Here is a 21,075-nt window from a genome sequence, read left to right on the forward strand (position 1 = left end):
AATTCTATTATTTGTAATTTCTAGCTGCAATTTTGATTTCTTCGTACTTCAATTCTTCTTTATGAAGTTCTGATCTGCTGATGTCTTCTCCTTTATATTCCCAAGCTCCAACAAATTTAAAGTTCTCGTCATCACGTAATGTTTCTCCTTCAGCATCTTGATACTCTTCACGGAAGTGACCTCCGCATGATTCGTTACGCTGTAAAGCATCCATTGCCATTAATTGACCTAGCTCTAGGTAATCTGCAACTCTTAATACTTTTTCCAATTCTTGATTCAACTCATCTGCCGTTCCTGGTACATAAACGTCAGCGTAGAAATCTTTCTTCAAAGCAGCGATTTCAGCAATAGCTTCATTCAATTGCGCTGCATTACGACCCATCCCTACTTTATTCCACATAATTAATCCTAATTTCTTGTGGAAATAATCAACTGATTTAGAACCTTTATTGTTTAAGAATTTACTAATTAAACCTTTAACTCTAGTTTCAGCTTCTTCAAATTCTGGAGAATCTGTTGAGATTTTCCCTGTACGAATTTCATCTGCTAAGTAGTTAGAAAGTGTATAAGGTAATACGAAATAACCATCTGCCAAACCTTGCATTAAAGCAGAAGCTCCTAAACGGTTTGCTCCGTGGTCAGAAAAGTTAGCTTCACCTGTTACGAAACAACCTGGAATAGTTGATTGTAAGTTATAATCTACCCAAACACCACCCATAGTGTAGTGAACTGCCGGATAAATTTTCATCGGAGTTTCATATGGATTTTCGTCAGTAATTTTTTGGTACATAGTAAACAAGTTACCATATTTTTCTTCTAACCACTGTTTTCCTAAAGCTGTAATTTCTTCAGCTGTTGGATTATGATTCCCTTTAGCGTAAGCTGTTTGACGTCCTTTAGTTTGAATCTCAGTAGAGAAATCTAAATAAACACCTTCATTGGTATTGTTAGCTTCAATTCCACGACCTTCATCACAAACTTCCTTTGCAGCTCTTGATGCAACATCACGAGGCACTAAGTTTCCAAAAGCAGGATATTTTCTTTCTAAATAATAATCTCTATTTTCTTCAGTGATTTGAGTTGGTTTTAATTTCCCTTCTCTAATTGCTTCTGCATCTTCTTTTTTCTTTGGCACCCAAATACGTCCTGAGTTACGTAACGATTCAGACATCAACGTTAATTTTGACTGATTAGTTCCGTGAACTGGAATACATGTAGGGTGAATTTGTACATAACAAGGGTTTGCGAAATACGCTCCTTGTTTGTGCACTTTCCATGAAGCTGTAACGTTACTTCCCATTGCATTAGTTGAAAGGAAATATACATTTCCGTAACCTCCAGAAGCAATAACAACTGCGTGAGCTGAATGTCTTTCGATTTCACCTGTAATTAAGTTACGAGCGATGATTCCACGTGCTTTTCCATCTACTTTTACCAAATCTAACATTTCATGACGGTTGAACATCTCAACACGACCTAATCCAATTTGTCTTGATAAAGCGGAGTAAGCTCCTAATAATAATTGTTGACCTGTTTGTCCAGCTGCATAAAAAGTACGTTGTACTTGTGTTCCACCAAACGAACGGTTGTCTAACATTCCTCCATATTCACGTGCAAAAGGAACTCCCTGCGCTACACATTGGTCAATAATATTACCCGATACTTCAGCTAAACGGTGAACGTTTGCTTCACGAGCGCGGTAATCTCCTCCTTTAATTGTATCGTAGAAAAGACGGTAAACACTGTCACCATCATTTTGATAATTTTTTGCTGCATTAATCCCACCTTGTGCTGCAATCGAGTGCGCACGACGCGGTGAATCTTGAAAACAAAATGATTTCACATTATACCCCATTTCTGCAAGAGAAGCGGCAGCAGAAGAACCTGCTAATCCAGTTCCTACAACAATAATATCGATTTTCGGTCTATTATTAGGAGCAACAAGATTTAAATGATCTTTATGATTGGTCCACTTGTCTTTAATTGGACCTTCTGGTATTTTAGAATCTAACTTCATAATACTATGTGTTGATTATTTTTTTAAATGTAAGAAAATTGGAATAATTGCAAATAACAATGGAACAAGTACTGCAAATGCTCTTCCGAAAAATTTGATGATAGGTGTAAATTTATTATTTATACCTAAAGATTGGAATGCACTTTGAAAACCATGCCATAAGTGAAACGCCATTGCAAGCATTGCTAAAACATAACCAATTGTAAAAATCAAACCATATTTTGCATCCTTAAAGAAATCTAAAGTCAATTTGTACAAATCTTTATAACCTTCAAAAACAACTTCTTTTGTCTTTTTGTTATATACTTTAGTTACATCTTGCATTTCTAAATCGTAAGATCCATTAGTTTGCTCCTTAATCTTCTGAAATTGCTCGCTGGTTAATTTTCCATTTTCATCCAATGGAAAGAAAGGCATTTGAGAATCTTTAATTCCAACTAACTGCGATTGCATAGTTCCAGATCCATTGTCCATAACCTTAGTAACGAGTGGCATTTTAGCATCGAAATGCATTTTTGCCCAAAAATTCACCATGTGTGTTGCAATAAAAACTAAAATGATAGTTCCTAAAACCGCCATGTTTCTTGAAGCTAAACTAGTTGAAGAACCATCGGTTTTAACATAACCTACCGGCCTAGCTTTTCTGTTTTGAATAGTCAATAAAATTCCATCAATTGCATGGAATAATAATGAAATGTAAGTAACATAAGATAATAATTTTACCGCTGGATTGGTAGTCATAAACAATGCATATTCATTAAACTGCATGCTAGTGCCGAAAATTAACTGTAAATTTCCTGCTAAGTGACCTGCCAAAAACAAGCATAAAAATAAACCTGTTAGAGCCATCCAATATTTTTTTACGATAGATGACTTCAAAAGTGCTGATTTTGCCATAATTTTATTTGATTGTAATATTTTTATAAAAATCAGAACAAAAATACGGCTATTTGAAATTAACCGCAACCCTTTCATGCTTATTTATAATGAATTTAAAATAATTTAACTTTCGTTGAACAGCAACCCTTTACAAAGTATAAAAGAAGTTGTAAAATTATTTTAGCAGAATAGTTATTTTGAATGCGTGGGAATCAATCCTCTTAAGCCCATATCCAAAACGTTTTCACCTATAGCAGGTTCAAATTTTCCATCAGTAGTTAATTCTTGCCATTCGAAACTCTTATTAATCGAAAGCGACAAAGTAACTACCACATCTTTGTTTTCATTTCCATTAATTACAAGGTTTTTAGAAAACTTTCCAGTAACCACGCAAGAACCAGCTGGAATTGGAGATGTAGAAGCGATGGGGTTAGGAACTGTTGTCAATCCTGTAGGAGCTTGCCCAGAAGTAGCAAATGGAAAATCATTTAAAGCAAAAGCCCAATAGCCTTGCGAACTATTTCCGTTTATTGGAAAAGAGTTACTTTCAATAAAATGTGTATTTATAAAAGTATTATAACCTACAAAACTAGCCAACCTAGCTTGATAGTCTGCACCATTATTGCGAACTGAAATGTTATAATCTTGATAAGACAATGAAACACGCACATATTCATAACTTCCTTGTGTTACTAGGCGCAAAGGAATTTTCAGAAAAGCTTCTCCCTCTTTAACAACAATGGATTGGTCAAAATCGATAGCCACTTCACCACCTTCAGTAGTTTCAGGAGCGTGATATAAAACCGTCCCATCACCCAATTGGGTATATGCGTTAGGCGCTAACTCGAAATAATGAGCACTTATTGCGTTGAAATTTGGAGATTGTGCTCCATTTTCAGAAGGTAAAATACTTGGTTGCCCTAAATTATCTAAACGTACCTGATCGGCATCAAACTTAAATTTGACAATCAAATAGCGTTCTTCTGACTTATCATCGACATCTTCACATGAGAAGAAAGAAAATAACGCAACGGCTAAAATAAATAAAGCAACAATTTTCTTCATTAGCAATGGTTTGTAAAAACGACTTTAATAGCTTTTGGTAACATCTTCATCTATAACGAGAATAAAGTCGGCTTTATTATAATCTGCAACATTTAATTTCGAAATATCCTTTTGCTCTACAGTGGCGATGCTAATGATTTTCACATCGGCATCTAATTTTTTTAGATACCAATTAATTCCTTCATAATTATCCGAATGATAGGTTCCATTATAATGCACAAAAACACTATTCTCTTTTCGGTTTTTGTTAATGAAATAAGCCATCGTAGCATCTTTAATCGCTTGTGCTTTTGGCATTTTATCACCCGCATGACCGCCTTGCATTCCCATCATACTTTTATAACCTGTTAAATTTATGTCAAATTCAATTGGAAGAGGGGCAATCCATGATTTCTCTAAATTAGAAAGCGAATCCAAAGTCACTAAATCTTTCTTAAATACCAAAGAAGCAAATCTACGTGGAATATTTGTTGCTATGAAATCGATTTTTTTCTCTTTGGCAAAATCAACCAGAGGTTTGTAATCGGTTTTATAATTACTCCATAATCTTGCAGTAGAATCTAACTTTTTATGATTAATTACACCACTTAAGTACTGATTTAATTGTTCTTGATTGTCAGCTTCTAGCATCTCAGCACCTAAAACCAATTGCTTCTTTTCGGCTAAATCCTTAGTCAATTCCAGTTGCAACCAATGTACAACAGAATTATCATGATGTTCACCGAACAAAACAACTTCCGATTTCTGTGACGCTTTCAACATTTTACTGTAAGAAGATTTCTTACCATTCTTATCAAAAACCTGATAGGATCTCTTGTCTTGGGAAAAACCCAAAATCATTATAAAAAGTAATCCAGTAGTTAATATTATTCTCATCCAATTATTTTTTTGGAGCAGTAACTTCAAATGATTTGCTTTCTGATTGTTTATCTTTCGATAGTACTAATTTATATTTTCCAACAGGCAAATAAATTTTGTTATCATTCGCTTCTTTCAAATTTATCGTTTTGTCTTTTTTATTCCATTTAGAAGCAACTTCTTTAGAAAGTGAATAATCATAAATAAATGAATTCAACCCTTTTTGAGCAGTCACTTTTTCAGAATACACAACGATTCCGGCTTCATTAGTTATAGTGTAATTTATTGGCCCAGCCGAATTCGAATAAAACCAAATTGTTTGCGAAGGCGCATTCACTTCGCCCCAAGCATATCCTTTATTCCCCCATCTTTCCGATTTTGTTCTGTTGTCGATGTCATATAAATGCACCGCTTTACTTACTACAACATCCGTAAGTTCTTGCACTTTCGAAAGCGAAATTTTATAAATCGAACGACCATGTGTTCCAACCACTAATTCTTTAGCTTTGGTTTGAATTACCATATCGTGAACCGCCACATTTGGCATTCCGTTTGAAAAATCTTGCCAAGACTCTCCTTTGTCTAATGAAATAAACAAACCGTTATCGGTACCAACATATAAAATATTTTCATTTGCTGCGTCTTCAACAATTACATTTACTGCATTTGTTAATCCATTTGCATTTGATCTCCAATTCGCTCCATAGTCTTCAGAAACAAATACAAAACTTACAAAAATATCATTTCTATACCCGTTTAATGTAACATAAACACGTTCTTTTTTATGAGATGAAGCTACAATTCGGGAAACCCAGAAATTCGGAGGTAAATTCGCCGAAATCAATTGCCAAGAAGCGCCACCATCTTTTGAAACGTGGATTTTTCCATCATCCGAACCTGCATAAAGCAATCCGAATTGGAATTTACTTTCAGAAATAGTCGAAATCGTTCCGAAAGCTACATTTCCTTCTTTTGCACCTTGCGTTAAATCGCCCGAAATTTTCTCCCAAGTTTCGCCCTGATTCATAGAACGATGCAAGAAATTAGAACCCATATATAAAATATCTTGGTTGTGCGAAGACAATAAAATAGGCGTTTGCCAATTGAATCTCAGTGGTTTTTCGTCTTTTAAAGATTTTGGTGTGATGTAATCAAATTTACCTTCTTTCTGATTGATTCGATAATAATTCCCAAATTGATACCCCGTAAAAACCACATTCGGATTGCGACTATCAATCTGCGTCTGCATTCCATCGCCACCCATTAATTCTTGATACGGATATTTACCATCTTGATGCCACGCAACATTGTGCGAGTAATTATTAGGGCCATACCAAACCCCATTGTCCTGCATTCCACCATAAACCTTATAGTTGTCTTGATAATCTACATTTACTGCATACAATTGGCCCAAAGCCTCACTATTGCATTTTATCCAATGCGCACCATTATCATAGGAAATATTCACACCGCCATCATTTCCGTTAATAATATGATTCGGATTTTCGGGATTTACCCAAGTTACGTGATGATCCGCGTGTACATTTTCTTTACTAATTATAGAAAATGTTTTTCCGCCATCTTCCGAAAACAATAACGGAACGCCACCAATATAAACACGATTTGGATTTTTTTCATCTACCGAAATATTCGCAAAATAATAACCATAAGTATAAAACATATCTTCGATATAATCCTGATTAGCTTTTTTCCAAGATTTTCCTCCGTCTTCGGATTTGTAAACTTCACAACCAATTACTTCCGTTTCAAATAAAGCAGTATTCGCATCGGAAAGGAATTCCAAAACCGCTTTTGGCTCCATATTATTGTCGGCAACCCAGTTTTTAATGTTTTCAGCTCGGTATTTATCTCTAAAACCTTTGGCTTTCAAAGCACGATTCAATTCTTTGTTTGAAATTTCCATAAAATCATCGCCCGGAGTCGATAACATTATATTTAGGCTGTTTTTTGAAGCACTTTTCGGACGTTTATTCTGATTGTCTAAAACTGCATAAATCGTGTTTTCATCAAACAAAGCCAAGCCAATTCTTCCAACACCATTATCCGCTGGGAAACCACTTCCTTTAGTAGTCATTAATTGCCAAGTTGTTCCACCATCTTCACTTTTATAAATGCCTGATTTTTCACCATTCCCTTCAAAATGCCACGCTTTTCTATCTTTTTGCCAAGCCGAAGCAAACATAATTTTCGGATTATTTTTCGAAACTACTAAATCGATAATTCCTGTATCTTCTGCTATAAACAAAGTTTGCTTCCAAGTATTTCCACCATCTTTCGATTTAAAAATCCCACGTTCTTTATTGGTCGAATATAAATGTCCAACCGAAGCCACTACTAATTCGTTATTGTTTTTTGGGTCGACCCAAATTCTTGCAATATGATGCGAATCTTTCAATCCTATATTTTCCCAAGACTTTCCTTTGTCTGAAGATTTTAGAACACCAACTCCAGCGTAAGAAGAACGAGAAGCATTGACTTCACCGGTTCCAACCCAAATTGTTCCCGAATTCCAATCTACTGTTACCGAACCGCAATTTACCGTTTCTGCAGAATCCATTACCGGAGTAAAAGAAGTTCCGTTGTTATTGGTATACCAAAGTCCGCCTGTTGCATACGCTACATAAAACTCCGTTGGGTTTTTCGGGTTAACCGCTAAATCTACCACACGACCGCTCATAATGGTTGGTCCAATATTTTTAGCCTCAACAGCATTGAAAAACGAATTTTGACCAATTGCCGATTGCACAATTAATAAAAACAAAAGGGTAAGTTGCTTCATCTTAATAAATTTTGCTGAAAATTAGCCAAAATAACACGCGCTAACAAAATTTCTATTGGATTTAACACCTTTTCATTTTTATCTTGTTAATTTTGATAAACATTTTTTAAACTCTTGGAACCATAATTCCTTTTCTTTAGGTTTAAAATCATTTTTAAAATAATACTTCATTATGAAATACCACCAAATTAATCGTGATTTGTTCATCAAAAACAGAGCAAAATTTACGGCACAAATGAAACCAAACAGCGTTGCCATTTTCAATTCTAACGACATTTATCCGGTTTCTGCAGATTCAAGTTTACCTTTTGCGCAACACAGAGATATCTTTTATTTATCTGGCGTAGACCAAGAAGAAAGTATTTTATTACTTTTTCCGGATGCACCTTATGACCATTTGAAACAGATTTTATTTTTAAAAGAAACGAACGAGCACATTGCCGTTTGGGAAGGTGAAAAATTAACGAAAGAAAGAGCTTTTGAAGTTTCGGGAATTAAATCCGTGATTTGGTTGCAAGATTTCCACAAGACTTTAAAGGAAATTATGGCATATTCCGATACGATGTATATCAATACCAACGAACATTATCGTGCATCAATAGAAACAGAAACTCGTGAAGCCCGTTTTGTAAAATGGTGGAAAGAGACTTATCCAGCGCATAAAGTAGAAAAATCGAATCCAATTTTACAAAGATTGCGTTCGATAAAAGAAAGCGAAGAATTGGAACTTATCCAAAAAGCGTGTGATATTACTGAAAAAGGATTTCGTAGAATTTTACAATTTGTGAAACCAAACGTGATGGAATATGAGATTGAAGCTGAATTTGCACACGAATTTTTAAGAAATCGTTCCCAAGGTTTTGCTTATACGCCAATTATCGCTTCCGGAAACAACGCAAACGTGTTGCATTATATCGAAAACAACCAACAATGTAAAGCTGGGGAATTGATATTATTAGACGTAGGAGCAGAATATGCGAATTACTCTAGTGATATGAGTAGAACTATTCCTGTTTCGGGACGTTTTACAGATAGACAAAAAGCGGTTTACAACGCGGTTTTAAGAGTGAAAAACGAAGCAAATAAAATGCTTATTCCAGGAAATAACTGGAAACAATATCACGTGGAAGTGGGTAAATTTATGACCTCTGAATTAATAGGTTTAGGTTTATTAGACAAAGCAGACGTTCAAAACGAAAATCCAGAATGGCCAGCGTATAAAAAATATTTTATGCACGGAACTTCGCATCATATGGGATTAGACACGCACGATTATGGTTTATTACACGAACCAATGAAAGCAAATATGGTTTTCACTATTGAACCGGGGATTTACATTCCGAAAGAAGGATTTGGAATACGTATTGAAGATGATGTGGTGATTCAAGAAAAAGGAGATCCTTTCAACTTAATGCGTAATATTCCAGTTGAAGTAGAAGAAATTGAAACGATAATGAATAGCTAAAATTTGTCAGTTGACAGTTTTCAGTTCTCAGTTAAAACGGTTTGTAGCAATGCAGGCCGTTTTTTTGTTCTCACTTTTGTCAAGCTGAACTCGTTTCAGCTTCTACTAGCGATTCGGAGAGAAGTTCAGAATCACAAGAATTACTTTAAAACTTGTCGGCTTTATGATTAAACTTTACCTTTGTGCTTCCCTAAAAAATTATGACCAAAACACATCTTTTCAAAAATAATAAAATCAGTTATTCCGACCAAGGAAAAGGTACGGCTGTAGTTTTATTGCACGGTTTTTTGGAAAATAAATCCATGTGGAATGCTTTTATTCCCGAACTTACTAAAAGAAATCGTGTTATTACGATTGATCTATTAGGTCACGGCGAAACGGAATGTTTGGGTTATGTCCACACGATGGAAGACCAAGCCGATATGGTTCATAGTGTTTTACAAGAATTGAAAATTAGAAAAGTGGTGCTGATTGGGCATTCGATGGGCGGTTATATTGCTTTGGCTTTCGCCGAATTGTATCCAGAGAATGTAAAAGGAATTGTGTTATTAAATTCCACTTCAAAAGCCGATAGCGAGGAACGAAAAATCAATCGCGATCGAGCAATTGTAGCGGTAAAACAGAATTATAGCAATTTCATTCGGTTGGCGATAGCTAATTTATTTAGTGAAGATAATCGCGAACGTTTAGCAGATGTCATCGAACAGGTAAAAAAAGAAGCTTTAAAAACACCACTTCAAGGTATTGTTGCTTCCTTGGAAGGAATGAAAATTCGTAACGATCGGGAAGTTATTTTGCATTTTGCCACTTATCCGATTCAGTTGGTTTTAGGGAAAAAAGATAGTGTGCTGATTTACGAAGACAATCTAGATCAAATTGAAGGAACAAATGTAAAACTCACTTCTTTTGAGGCGGGACATATGAGTCATATCGAAAATGAATTAGAATTGATGCAGGTTTTACTAAAGTTTTTGAGGAGAATTTAACCACAAAGACACTAAGAAAGCACAAAAGACACAAAGCTTTGTGAACTTCATAAGTTTAACAAAACTTATACTTTTTATAAAATGAGGTTACAACTTTGCATTGTATTGCTTAATCTCAATAATATCGGATGGTAAATTAAATCCACCAGAGGTAAGACTATCTAGGACACGTTTCATCACTTCTGTTCTAATTCCTGAATGATAGGTTTTAGAAGTTGACTCGAAAGTATCTAACCAAAACATCACTTTTAAATTGATTGTACTGGAGGCAAAAGTATCAATAGTTACCGTTGGTATTTTATGCGAATGGATTACTCCTTCCACCGTTTTCACTGCTTCTAAAATTACGTCGATAGCATTGTGAATATTACTATCATAATCCAATCCGATTACGAATTCATATCTTAAAAACCCATCTAAAGTGTAATTAAAAAGCGGGTTTTTAATAATTTGACCATTTGGTACAAAAACATCTTTTCCGTCTAACGTTTTTATGCGTGTATCACGAATAGACAAATCAACGACGTAACCTATAATTCCCGAAGTTTCTATCAAATCATTGATTCTGAAAGGACTTTTAAAAGCCAATAATATTCCGGCTAAGAAGTTTTCGCCAATATCTTTAAAGGCAAAACCTATCACAAAAGTCAAAACTCCTGCTCCTGCAAGTAAACTTGTTGTCAAATCTCGATATCCAAATACTCGTAAGGCAAAAACAATAGTAAATAACTGTACCGAAATACCAACTATTTGCGATATAAAAACCCTTCTTAAAGCATTTGGCGACTTGCTTAAAACTGTGTTTCTGATAAAGTCTTTTAATTTCCCTGAAATATAAAAACCAATGAATAAAACAGCAAATCCAGTTAATAATGGAATTATATTATGTTGAATGCTTGCAATAATTTCACTAAAAGTTTTTTGGATTTTTTCCATCTTTATTTACATTAGTTCTTGGACTATTCTTATCATTTATCAATTTACAAAAAAATAGCTAAAAACTATTAAACTTTCTCTTTAAACGGGATATCTGGATTAAATATTTCTAAAATAAGCTTAGAAAGTTCGGCTTTAAAATCTTCAAGAATTGGCTTTGATATTAGTAATTCCGAATCTTTTCCTTTACCTAATCCAAACGGAAGAAATCCGCCTTTCATGTTTTTAAACGAGATAATTCCGGCTGAAACATCTTTATTTTGCTTCAATTCGTGGTTTTCGAACATCAAAGCATAACATAACAATTGAATGATTTTTTCGTTTTTAATGTCGGAAGTTAAATCCGTGAAATCAACAATTTTCAAAGAATTACCATCGACTTTTCCTGTTTTATAATCTACGATTCTGATTTCGCCATTTCGTTCTTCGATCCTATCCACTTTTCCAGCTATTTTTATTGGAAATGGTAGCGAATCTATGGTGATTTCGGCATTCAAAGAAGCTTCCAATAACAATACTTTTATAGCATCGCCATCATCCGTAATAGATTTCTTTTCTAATTGAAGGAAATTGTAAACATTACGTTTCGCCACTTCAAAAGCCAATAAATTTTTCCCTTTGGTAATTTCTCCTTCTTTATATTCTTGTTTGAAATATTTTAAAATTACCGCTTCAATCCTGGTTTCCATTGCTTCCAAATGATGCAGAGCTAAAAATTGATTCAAATAAGGTTCGTACAATTCTTCCAACGCATTGTGAATAATAGTTCCCAAAGTATTTACTGCAATATTTTCTTCCACTTCATCAGCTTCATTAATTCGAAGAATACGTTGCATGTAAAACTGCAATGGATTACGGATATAATTGGTCAAGGAAGAAGGTGAAAAACCTTTATCTGTAGCTATTTCGTGCAAACGTTTTAAAATGGCGTCGTTTTTATCAATCGTAATGGGTTCGTGAGCTTTTTCAGGTAAAACAGCATTATATATTGTACTGTTTATCATGTGATTTTTTTGTGGTTCAATTTCTAATTGCGTAATAAATCGCGATTTTTCACCGGCATCGATTCCTTCATTATCCGTATTATAAAGCAACCAAACGTTTTTGGCCCTTAATAATAAATGATAGAAGTGATAACAATAAATCGCATCTTTTTCCTTGAAAGTCGGTAAACCTAATTCTTTTTTCACATCATAAGGAATGAAAGAATTTTGAGATTTTCCCGCTGGAAATTTGCCTTCATTTACCGAAGTAATAATAATATTTTCAAAATCCAAAACACGACTTTCTAAAACCCCCATTACTTGAAGTCCTGACAAAGGCTCGCCTTCGAAAGAAACTTCCGCTAAATCGATAATTTGCTTATAAATGGCGTGCAAAGAAGTCACCGAATCAATGTGATTGTATGTTTCGTGATAATTGGTTAATTTATTAATGATTTTGAATACCGAATACAAGAAAGCTTTAGTTACTTTCTCTTCGGAATCATCTGTGCTTAAAAATGATTTTATCAGCAGTAAAATTTCCTTCAAATTAGCTAGAACGTTCGTGATGGAATCGTCCCAACGCGTGAACAACAATTCAAAGAATTTATTATCGGAATTTGGATACTTTTCTTCGTGCAAACTGAATAATTTCTGATTTGAAAAGAAAGTAAAATTATTATTATTGATGATTTTCACCACTTCTTCCGCATTACAATAAGGTTCCACCAAAGGATGATTTAGTACATCTAAAACTTCTTTATAGTAAAAAGTATAACTCGCTTCGCTACGTTTTTTAGCATTAATGTGTAATTTAAACAATTTGCTAATTAGCAGTTGGGCCGGATTATTTTTACTTGGATAACCCATTGTAATATTCAATGCTTCCACTGATTCGGGCAAACCGTATAAAACCGGAAGCAATAAGTTTTCATCTCCTAAAACAACAGCTGTTTTTTCTAACTTTGGATTTTCAGCCTGAATTTTCTCGATGATAGTTCCAACGATTTTCGCTTGACCAATACTTTTTGGTGTCCCAATAATTTCAATGTTTTTGGTTTCACTGAAATGATTGACAATCCATTCAAAATCTTGATTTACGAACGGTTTCCACTCTTTTCTAAACCTGCGAATAAACAAACCTGCATCGTGATAAGAATCTTTTAAAAACACCTCATCGATGTCCCAGTATATTTTAGCTTTATTTTCATGAGCCAAATAGTTAAAAATTTTCACTTCCGCCTGATTTAAAGCATTGAAACCTGCGAAGTAAACTTGTGAAGTTAACGATTTGGTGAATTTTTCCAAATTTGCAACGGCTTCTCGGTAAATTAATCCTTGATAACCGATTCCTTTATCTTTTAAGTGCTTGTAAAAGGATTCATAGTATAAGGGTAATTTGGCCCAAAACTCCAAATGTGCATCAATTAATCTTGTAGTATTATGTGCTTCTAAATCCCAGCGTTTTAATGCTTCAATATCTTTTAAATATGAAAAAACGTGAGCAGGCCCAAGCAAATATCTATCGATCTCGTTAAAATCTTGAATTGCCGTTTTGGCCCAAGTTGAAAATTCTTCGAAAGATTGTTGTTTTATTTTTTCTGTAACCGACAAATAGACTTCGTAGAATTCAAACAACAATTCAACTGGATCCACGGAACGCAAACCAGCTATATCTTGAATAAAATCTTCAATGCTGCTAATATTAGGTGCAAAAGAAGTTCCTTCTAAGTGATTTTTAAGACTTTCTAAAAGAAAGACTTTTGCTCTTTTATTAGGTAAAACAATTAGGCAATTCGATAGTTCAACATCAGAATGCTGTAACAAAGTACTACTTAACTTGTCTAAAAAGGTCATTTGATTCATTTTATAAATATAAAAAAACGCCCCGACTAATCGGGGCGTTTCTAAATATATTTTTGAAAAGAAATTATTTGATTAATTTCACTTCAACTCTTCTGTTATTAGCTTTCCCTTTAGCAGTTTTGTTAGAGTCTATTGGCATAGATTCACCAAAACCTTTAGAAGTTAATCTTGAAGCTTCGATACCTTGCTCAATTAAATATTCTTTAACTGCACCAGATCTGTCTTCAGATAATTTTTGGTTCATTGCGTCAGCACCATCACTATCAGTATGACCTTCTAATGAGAATTCCGAATTTGGATATTCTTTAAAGATAGCAGTCATAGCTTGTAAAACTGGGTAAGTTTGTTTTTGGAAAGAAGATTTTCCAGAGTTAAACAAGATAGTTTTACCGTAATCGTTTAATTTTTTCATTGCTTCTTCTGAAACTTCAGGACATCCGTTGTTAGCAACAGTTCCTTTAACGTCTGGACATTTGTCATCTTTATCAGCAACACCGTCTCCGTCTCTATCTGGCCATGGACAACCACGGTTATCTTTAGCACCTGCAACAGTAGGACAATCGTCATCTTTATCAGCTACTCCATCTCCGTCAGTATCAGGACAACCTTTCATCATTTTTGTTCCTTTTTCATTAGGACAATCATCTTCAGCGTCAGTGATTCCATCACCGTCAGCATCTGGACAACCGTTTAATTCAGCTAAACCAGCAACATCTGGACAAGCATCTTCTGAATCTTGGATTCCGTCACCGTCAGTATCAGGACAACCATTGAATTCTTTTAAACCAGCAACTTCTGGACAAGCGTCATCTTTGTCAAAAATTCCATCACCGTCAGTATCTTTTCCACCAAATTTGAAAGTAATACCTGCAAAGTGTTGCATATGAGATACAACATCAGCGTTAGGAATTTTACCATCATCAAACGAATGTTTGTAAGTAGACTGTAAGTTAAAACCTACATTTTCAGTTAACCAAAATGTTAAACCTAGACCTCCATTTACAGTACCTGCAGAAGCATCACCAAAAAAAGTATAACCTCCACCAACTTGTGCAGAAGGATCAAACCACTTTGAACCGATCATTTCCATGAAGCTATATTTTACAGTAGCATCAATTCCGTAGTAAGATAAATCACCAGGATTAGTTACTATATAACCACGTGAATCATGACCTGCAGCAGTTGGATCAAAAACCACAAATTTATCAATTTTATTAACAGATCCCGTAAGACCAAAAGAAAAACCATCTCCTACATATCTAGAAACATTTAAATAAGATACAGAAGGAAGAATATTCCAATTATCTTTAACTGCATAAGGTTGCGAAAAAACACGATCAAGTGAATTATGTCCACCAGCAGCACCCGCTTTAGTGTCAACGGCATTAACCCCAAAAGAGATAGCCCAAGGATTATTACTGTCTTGTGCTTGAGAACTTATACCCAACACTATCATTACAGCAACAAAAATTTTTTTAAGATGTTTCATACTTAATATTTTTAATTACAATTTAGTTAATTATTTACAAAAGTACTAATTTTTTCCAAACAACAAAAAGTTTTGTTAAAAAAAACGTTCTTTTGTCCGATTTTACTTGATTATCGATAATTCCCTACCTACTTCTGTGAATGCAGCGATAGCTTTATCTAGCTGTTCTTGGTTGTGAGCTGCAGACAATTGCACTCTAATACGTGCTTTATCTCTAGGAACCACCGGAAAGAAAAATCCAATTACGTAAATTCCTTTTGCCAGTAATTTTTCAGACATAAGCTGTGCTAATTTGGCATCATATAACATTACAGGCACAATTGCAGAGTCTCCATCAATGAAATCTAACCCTGCTTTTCTCATTCCTGCTTTGAAATAATTAGTATTCCATTCTAACTTATCTCTAAGTGTCGTGTCTTTTTCTAATAATTCGAAAACTTTCAAAGACGCACCCACAATTGAAGGTGCTAAAGAATTTGAGAATAAATAAGGACGAGAACGTTGACGTAAAATTTCAATAATTTCTTTCTTTGCCGTTGTATAACCACCCATTGCTCCACCTAAAGCCTTTCCTAAAGTTCCTGTGATAATATCAACACGACCCATTACACCTTTAGCCTCCAATGTTCCTTTTCCTGTTGCACCAATAAAACCAGCAGCATGACACTCATCAACCATCACCAACGCATCATATTTATCCGCTAAATCGCAAATTTTATCTAATGGCGCCACTAATCCATCCATAGAAAACACTCCATCAGTAACAATTAACTTGAAACGATGACCAGCTTCTGTAGCTTTAATAAGTTGTTGTTCTAAGTCTTCCATATTAGAATTCTCATAACGGTAACGCGCTGCTTTACATAAACGAACTCCATCAATAATAGAAGCGTGATTTAAACTATCTGAAATAATACAGTCTTCTTCTCCTAATAAAGGTTCGAAAACTCCACCATTAGCATCAAATGCTGCAGCGTATAAAATAGTATCTTCCGTTCCGTAGAAATTCGCAATTGCTTTTTCTAAATTTTTGTGAATATCCTGCGTTCCACAAATAAAACGAACTGAAGACATTCCGAATCCGTGCGAATCCAAAGCATCTTTGGCAGCTTGAACTACTTCTGGATGAGATGATAATCCTAAATAATTGTTAGAACAGAAATTTAGAACTGTTTCTCCTGTTGAAACTGTAATTTCAGCTCCTTGAGGCGATGTAATTATACGTTCTTTTTTAAACAAACCATTTTCTTGAATGGTGTCTAATTCCTTTTGAAGGTGTTGTTGAATTTTTCCGTACATAATATATATTCGTTTGTTATTTCAAAAATTATCTCACAAAGTTACTACTTCTATTGCATCTCCTATATAGATTAACACTTTTTTTACCACTTCGTAATTCATCTCCTCTAAAGCCAATTGATATTCCTGCAATTGGATTTGATGTTTTTTGTGTTTTTCTCCTGTTTTATAATCTAATAAATAGGCTTTATTACCTTTTATCGTAACTCTATCAGGTTTACTGTTTTTCGTATCTTTTTTAATAATATTTTGTTCGTTGAACACTTTAGCATCCAAATCGAAAAATAAACTCAATTCTTCGTGATTTACAATTTGCTCAATTGTGTTTTTGAAAATCGGCATTTGAGAAAAAGTAATCAATCCTAATTCCGAAGCTTTTTTCAACGCTAAATCCACATCGTCTTTCGTATGAATAAACGCCATTATTTCGTGCAGAATATTCCCAAAGTTAATCGCATCTTGCTGAACGGTTCCCCACATTAAGGCTTCACGCTGTGCGATTTTTATGTTTTTCGGATCTAATTTATTTTTAACTATTCCGATTTGCTCATTTTTGCCTTCGTGTTCCTTATGAATTGAAATTCTTTTTGGGTCACCAAATTCATATTCGAGCTTTGAATCTTCAAACATTCCGAGATTTTGAAGAAATTCAATAAAATAGTACGATAAGTTTTTGGTAACCAATTCGCCTTTCTTCGTAGTAACTTTATTTGAAATCACATACAACTGTTCTTCGGCACGCGTCAAAGCCACATATAAAACATTAATGGTGTCTAAAGTTTCTTCCTGATTTTTAGTTTGGAAGATATTTCGTGCTTCTTCACCATAATTCTCCACTTCTTTTCGATTGTTGATTAATGCTTTTGGCAAATCAATATTCGAATCTTCTAGCGGAATCCAAAGTCTGTCTTTTATCTTTCGTGAAAAATCTTCTTCGACAAACGGAAAAATTACGATTGGAAACTCCAACCCTTTTGATTTATGAATCGTCATAATTCGGACCGCATTCGTTCCTTCCGGCGATGGAATACTTTTCTTAAATCCTATTTTATCCCAATATTCCAAGAAATCAGCGATACTCGATTGGACTTTTACATCTTTTTCCAACACCAAATCTAAGAAATACTGCAAATAAGAAGTATTTACCTTATCATTTAAAAAAGTCGCAATCAACACCTCAACGGCTTCATACAAAGATTTCTTCTTGCAATTTTTGAACGAAATTTCAATACCAATAGTTTTTAAAAACGCTTCTAAATCATTTACCTTTTTATCTTTGGTAAATAAAATAAAATCGTGCACCTCTAAATCGGTTTGCAAATACTTCGCGATGAAATACAAAAAGTGAATTTTCGATTGATCGTCTTTTGGATTTTTTAAATAGCGAAGCAACGCAATTAACAACTTCACTTCGGTAGCATTTTGAATCAATAAAGTTTCTGAAGATAAAATTGGAATACTGTTCTCAGTTAGAAAATTCGCCAACTTAATTCCCGGTGCTTTAGTTCGCGTAAGCAAAACCACATCTTTGTATTCAAAACCATTTTGTAAACATTTTTGAATCGTTTTCAACGTCTGATTCAAATAATATTTATCTTTTAAAGTAATCGAATCGTTATCCGAATCAAAACCTTCGACTTCCGTTTCATCTTCCGGAACTTCTATGAACGATAAATTCACATAACCGCCACTTTTCGAATTAATTTCCTGATGCGATAATTTTTCATACAAATTGTGATAATCTTCGTTTTGAAATTTATCTGACAATTGCTTGAAAAACGCATTATTAAACTGAATTACTTCGCTATAACTTCGGTAATTCGTACCTAAACGCAAGGTTTTTTTATCTTTATTCGAAAACGGATTATAGCTTTCATCTTCTTTAGCCAAATCAATAAATTGCTCTGCTTTTCCACCACGCCAACGATAAATGGCTTGTTTTGGATCGCCAACCAACATCAAAGTTCCTTTTTGACCATAATCATCTTGTCCCGCCAAAGCATTATCAATTAGCGGAATCAAATTTTGCCATTGCATTACCGATGTATCTTGAAATTCATCAATAAAATAATGACGGTATTTTTCACCCAAACGCTCATAAATAAATGGTGCAGGTTGATTTTGGATTTCGTCGTGAATAATTTTATTGAAATCGGAAATCGAAACTAAATTTTGTTCTTGCTGAATTTTCTTGAATTCTTGATAAATCGTGTTGATTAACGAAAGTGGATTTAGATTTTGCAGAAAAGCATCATACATAGCCGCTTTTCCTAACTTTTCATAAATCGCTTTAAGTTGGACTAAAATTTCATCAATTATAGACTCGATTAAAGCACCATCTTTTGCCGTTTTCAAGATTTTAATATCTTCCGGAACAAAATATTTCTTCTGTGTATCTTTCAGTTCGTTTTTTTCGATATTGTTTAGATGATCATTGAAATACTTTGGAAATGAACTCAAACTTGCTCCTTTTGAAACAATATATTCTTTTACCTTTTTTCCAGCTTCAGCTGAATCGCCTTTCAACTTCTTAATTTCTTCTTGTAACTTCTTTTTTATCAGACCAAAATCATCCAAACTCTTTTCAGACATTTCCTTGATTTCTTCGGCGTTATTTTCGTTTGTAATTAACTGAGCGACCTTTAATAATTCGGCAGAAATATCCCAGTTTTTATCATCATCCGTTCTGTCTTTTGAAAATTCAATCAGCAATTTCGTCAAATTCACATCATCACCCGCTTTTGAAATCACCAAATCAATCGCTTCTTGCAACAAAGAATCGGTATCTAACGAAACTTCAAAATTTGGCGGTAAATCTAAATCTTGCGCGAAGGTTCGAATTACCTTGTGTGTAAATTTATCAATCGTGGAAATATCAAAAGCAGCATAATTGTGAATGATGTTCTTGATAATTGCTTTCGATTTATCTTTAATTGTGGCGATGCTCAACTTCGTATCTTTGGAAACATCTTGAAGTAATTCCATAGCTTTATCAGATGTATTATCAATAGAAAACTGATACAAACTAGATACAATTCGGCTTTTCATTTCCTCTACTGCTTTATTGGTAAAAGTAATGGCTAAAATTTTTCGATACGCATCATCAGTACTCGCTAAAAAAAGGATTTTTAAATACTCTTTTGTTAGGGTATAAGTTTTTCCGGATCCCGCCGAAGCGTCGTAAATTGTAAAAGATGCTGTTTCCAAATGTTATTTTTGTCTTAACAATAGTATTATAAGAACTATCTATTTTTGATTCCGAAGTTTAATTTGTAAATTTGATAAAAATATTACTAATTTAAAAATTAAATATTATGTCTTTTAACTTACCACAATTACCTTACGCAAATGATGCGCTAGAACCACATATTGATGCAAAAACTATGGAAATTCACCATACAAAACATCATAATGCTTATGTTACAAATTTAAACAATGCTATTGCAGGAACAGATTTAGAAGGGAAATCTATTGAAGATATCTTAAAAAATCTTGACATGAACAATATGGCTGTTAGAAATAATGGTGGTGGACATTACAATCACAGTTTGTTCTGGGAAATTATGTCTCCAAACGGTGGTGGTTTACCAACAGGTGAATTAGCAACTGCAATTGACGCAGCTTTCGGTTCATTTGATGCTTTTAAAACTGAATTTTCGAAAGCAGGAGCAACTCGTTTTGGCTCTGGATGGGCATGGTTATGTTCAAAAGATGGAAAACTTGAAGTTTGTTCTACACCAAACCAAGACAATCCATTAATGCCTGGGATGAATTGCGGAACTGCAATTTTAGGAATGGATGTTTGGGAACATGCTTATTATTTACATTACCAAAATCGTCGTCCTGATTATATGGAAGCTTTTTTCAATGTAATAAATTGGGCTGAAGTTGCAAAACGTTACGCAGCTGCAAAATAATTTTACAGTTATAAATAGCAAAAGCCGAAGCATTTAATAATGCTTCGGCTTTTTTATGTTTTCAAATTTTTTCTAAATAAAAAAGGTGAAATTTCTTTCACCCTTTTTGCCCCAAATCTACCATAAAACTTAACCTACTAATTTTTCTGGTAGCGCTAAAGTAGCACAAGATTTTATGGTCACATAAAATACTTGTTGAATTGTAAATATAATCGATGAACTGCATCTTTGTAAAATATAAGACAAATTCCAGGAACATAAGTTTGAAAAAATGTCGTCTTTATAAAACAAAAAAAGAGTGAAATCTCTTTCACCCTTTTACCTCAAATCTACCATAAACTTAACCTACTAACTTTTCTGGTAGCACTAATATATATCGAGATTATAGTATTGTATAAAATAATTGTTGAATAGTCTAAATATTCGTTGAACTGTTATTTTTACCAAAATCACGGACACTTTTAAATGAATTGGTAAAAATCAGCCACTTTATAAAACAAAAAAAAAGGTGAAAT

General features: G+C 34.0%; 13 protein-coding genes. 3 read left to right on the forward strand and 10 right to left on the reverse strand.

The annotated features are described in order from the left end of the window. Window positions 1-7: 7 nt before the first annotated feature. From ACFSX9_RS06595 to ACFSX9_RS06615, 5 genes are all read right to left on the reverse strand, one after another. Window positions 8-2,017 carry a fumarate reductase/succinate dehydrogenase flavoprotein subunit gene (locus tag ACFSX9_RS06595; protein ID WP_379805891.1) on the reverse strand — a complete coding sequence of 670 codons (2,010 nt, stop codon included), beginning with the start codon at window positions 2,015-2,017 and terminating at the stop codon, window positions 8-10. A gap of 15 nt (window positions 2,018-2,032) precedes the next feature. Continuing rightward, a complete protein-coding gene (locus ACFSX9_RS06600) occupies window positions 2,033-2,914 on the reverse strand; it encodes a succinate dehydrogenase cytochrome b subunit (RefSeq protein ID WP_379805893.1) in 882 nt (293 codons plus the stop codon). A gap of 174 nt (window positions 2,915-3,088) precedes the next feature. Further along, complete coding sequence (locus ACFSX9_RS06605) at window positions 3,089-3,961, reverse strand: hypothetical protein (protein ID WP_379805895.1); 873 nt, start codon at window positions 3,959-3,961, stop codon at window positions 3,089-3,091. Between the two features lie 24 nt (window positions 3,962-3,985). Then, the gene (locus tag ACFSX9_RS06610) at window positions 3,986-4,837 is read right to left on the reverse strand and encodes a ChaN family lipoprotein (protein ID WP_379805897.1); all 852 of its coding nucleotides are present in this window, start codon (window positions 4,835-4,837) and stop codon (window positions 3,986-3,988) included. A gap of 4 nt (window positions 4,838-4,841) precedes the next feature. Continuing rightward, entirely contained in the window at window positions 4,842-7,619 is a 2,778-nt protein-coding gene (locus tag ACFSX9_RS06615; protein ID WP_379805899.1) for a VPS10 domain-containing protein, read from the reverse strand. 172 nt (window positions 7,620-7,791) lie between these two features. Between ACFSX9_RS06615 and ACFSX9_RS06620 the strand changes: the two genes are divergently transcribed. Together ACFSX9_RS06620 and ACFSX9_RS06625 are read left to right on the forward strand one after the other, a co-directional pair. Further along, on the forward strand, window positions 7,792-9,084 hold the full coding sequence (locus ACFSX9_RS06620; RefSeq protein ID WP_379805901.1) for an aminopeptidase P family protein: 1,293 nt from the start codon (window positions 7,792-7,794) through the stop codon (window positions 9,082-9,084). A 200-nt stretch (window positions 9,085-9,284) separates the two neighbouring features. Continuing rightward, window positions 9,285-10,070 carry an alpha/beta fold hydrolase gene (locus tag ACFSX9_RS06625; protein WP_379805903.1) on the forward strand — a complete coding sequence of 262 codons (786 nt, stop codon included), beginning with the start codon at window positions 9,285-9,287 and terminating at the stop codon, window positions 10,068-10,070. A gap of 87 nt (window positions 10,071-10,157) precedes the next feature. Here the strand turns inward: ACFSX9_RS06625 and ACFSX9_RS06630 are convergent, their stop codons facing one another. The 5 genes from ACFSX9_RS06630 to ACFSX9_RS06650 form a co-directional block, all read right to left on the reverse strand. Next, entirely contained in the window at window positions 10,158-11,006 is an 849-nt protein-coding gene (locus ACFSX9_RS06630; protein ID WP_379805905.1) for a mechanosensitive ion channel family protein, read from the reverse strand. A 68-nt stretch (window positions 11,007-11,074) separates the two neighbouring features. Further along, window positions 11,075-13,855, reverse strand: coding sequence for a PD-(D/E)XK nuclease family protein (locus tag ACFSX9_RS06635; RefSeq protein ID WP_379805907.1), 2,781 nt, complete (start codon window positions 13,853-13,855; stop codon window positions 11,075-11,077). A gap of 64 nt (window positions 13,856-13,919) precedes the next feature. Further along, the gene (locus ACFSX9_RS06640) at window positions 13,920-15,344 is read right to left on the reverse strand and encodes an OmpA family protein (RefSeq protein ID WP_379805909.1); all 1,425 of its coding nucleotides are present in this window, start codon (window positions 15,342-15,344) and stop codon (window positions 13,920-13,922) included. A 102-nt stretch (window positions 15,345-15,446) separates the two neighbouring features. Further along, a complete protein-coding gene (gene kbl / locus ACFSX9_RS06645) occupies window positions 15,447-16,643 on the reverse strand; it encodes a glycine C-acetyltransferase (RefSeq protein WP_379805911.1) in 1,197 nt (398 codons plus the stop codon). A 33-nt stretch (window positions 16,644-16,676) separates the two neighbouring features. Beyond that, a complete protein-coding gene (locus ACFSX9_RS06650; protein WP_379805913.1) occupies window positions 16,677-19,850 on the reverse strand; it encodes a UvrD-helicase domain-containing protein in 3,174 nt (1,057 codons plus the stop codon). A 107-nt stretch (window positions 19,851-19,957) separates the two neighbouring features. On the opposite strand from ACFSX9_RS06650, the gene ACFSX9_RS06655 reads away from it, so the two are divergent. Beyond that, the gene (locus ACFSX9_RS06655; protein ID WP_379805915.1) at window positions 19,958-20,560 is read left to right on the forward strand and encodes a superoxide dismutase; all 603 of its coding nucleotides are present in this window, start codon (window positions 19,958-19,960) and stop codon (window positions 20,558-20,560) included. Window positions 20,561-21,075: the final 515 nt, after the last annotated feature.

The sequence above is a fragment of the Flavobacterium ardleyense genome (assembly GCF_042686085.1).
In the GTDB taxonomy this organism is placed as follows: domain Bacteria; phylum Bacteroidota; class Bacteroidia; order Flavobacteriales; family Flavobacteriaceae; genus Flavobacterium; species Flavobacterium ardleyense.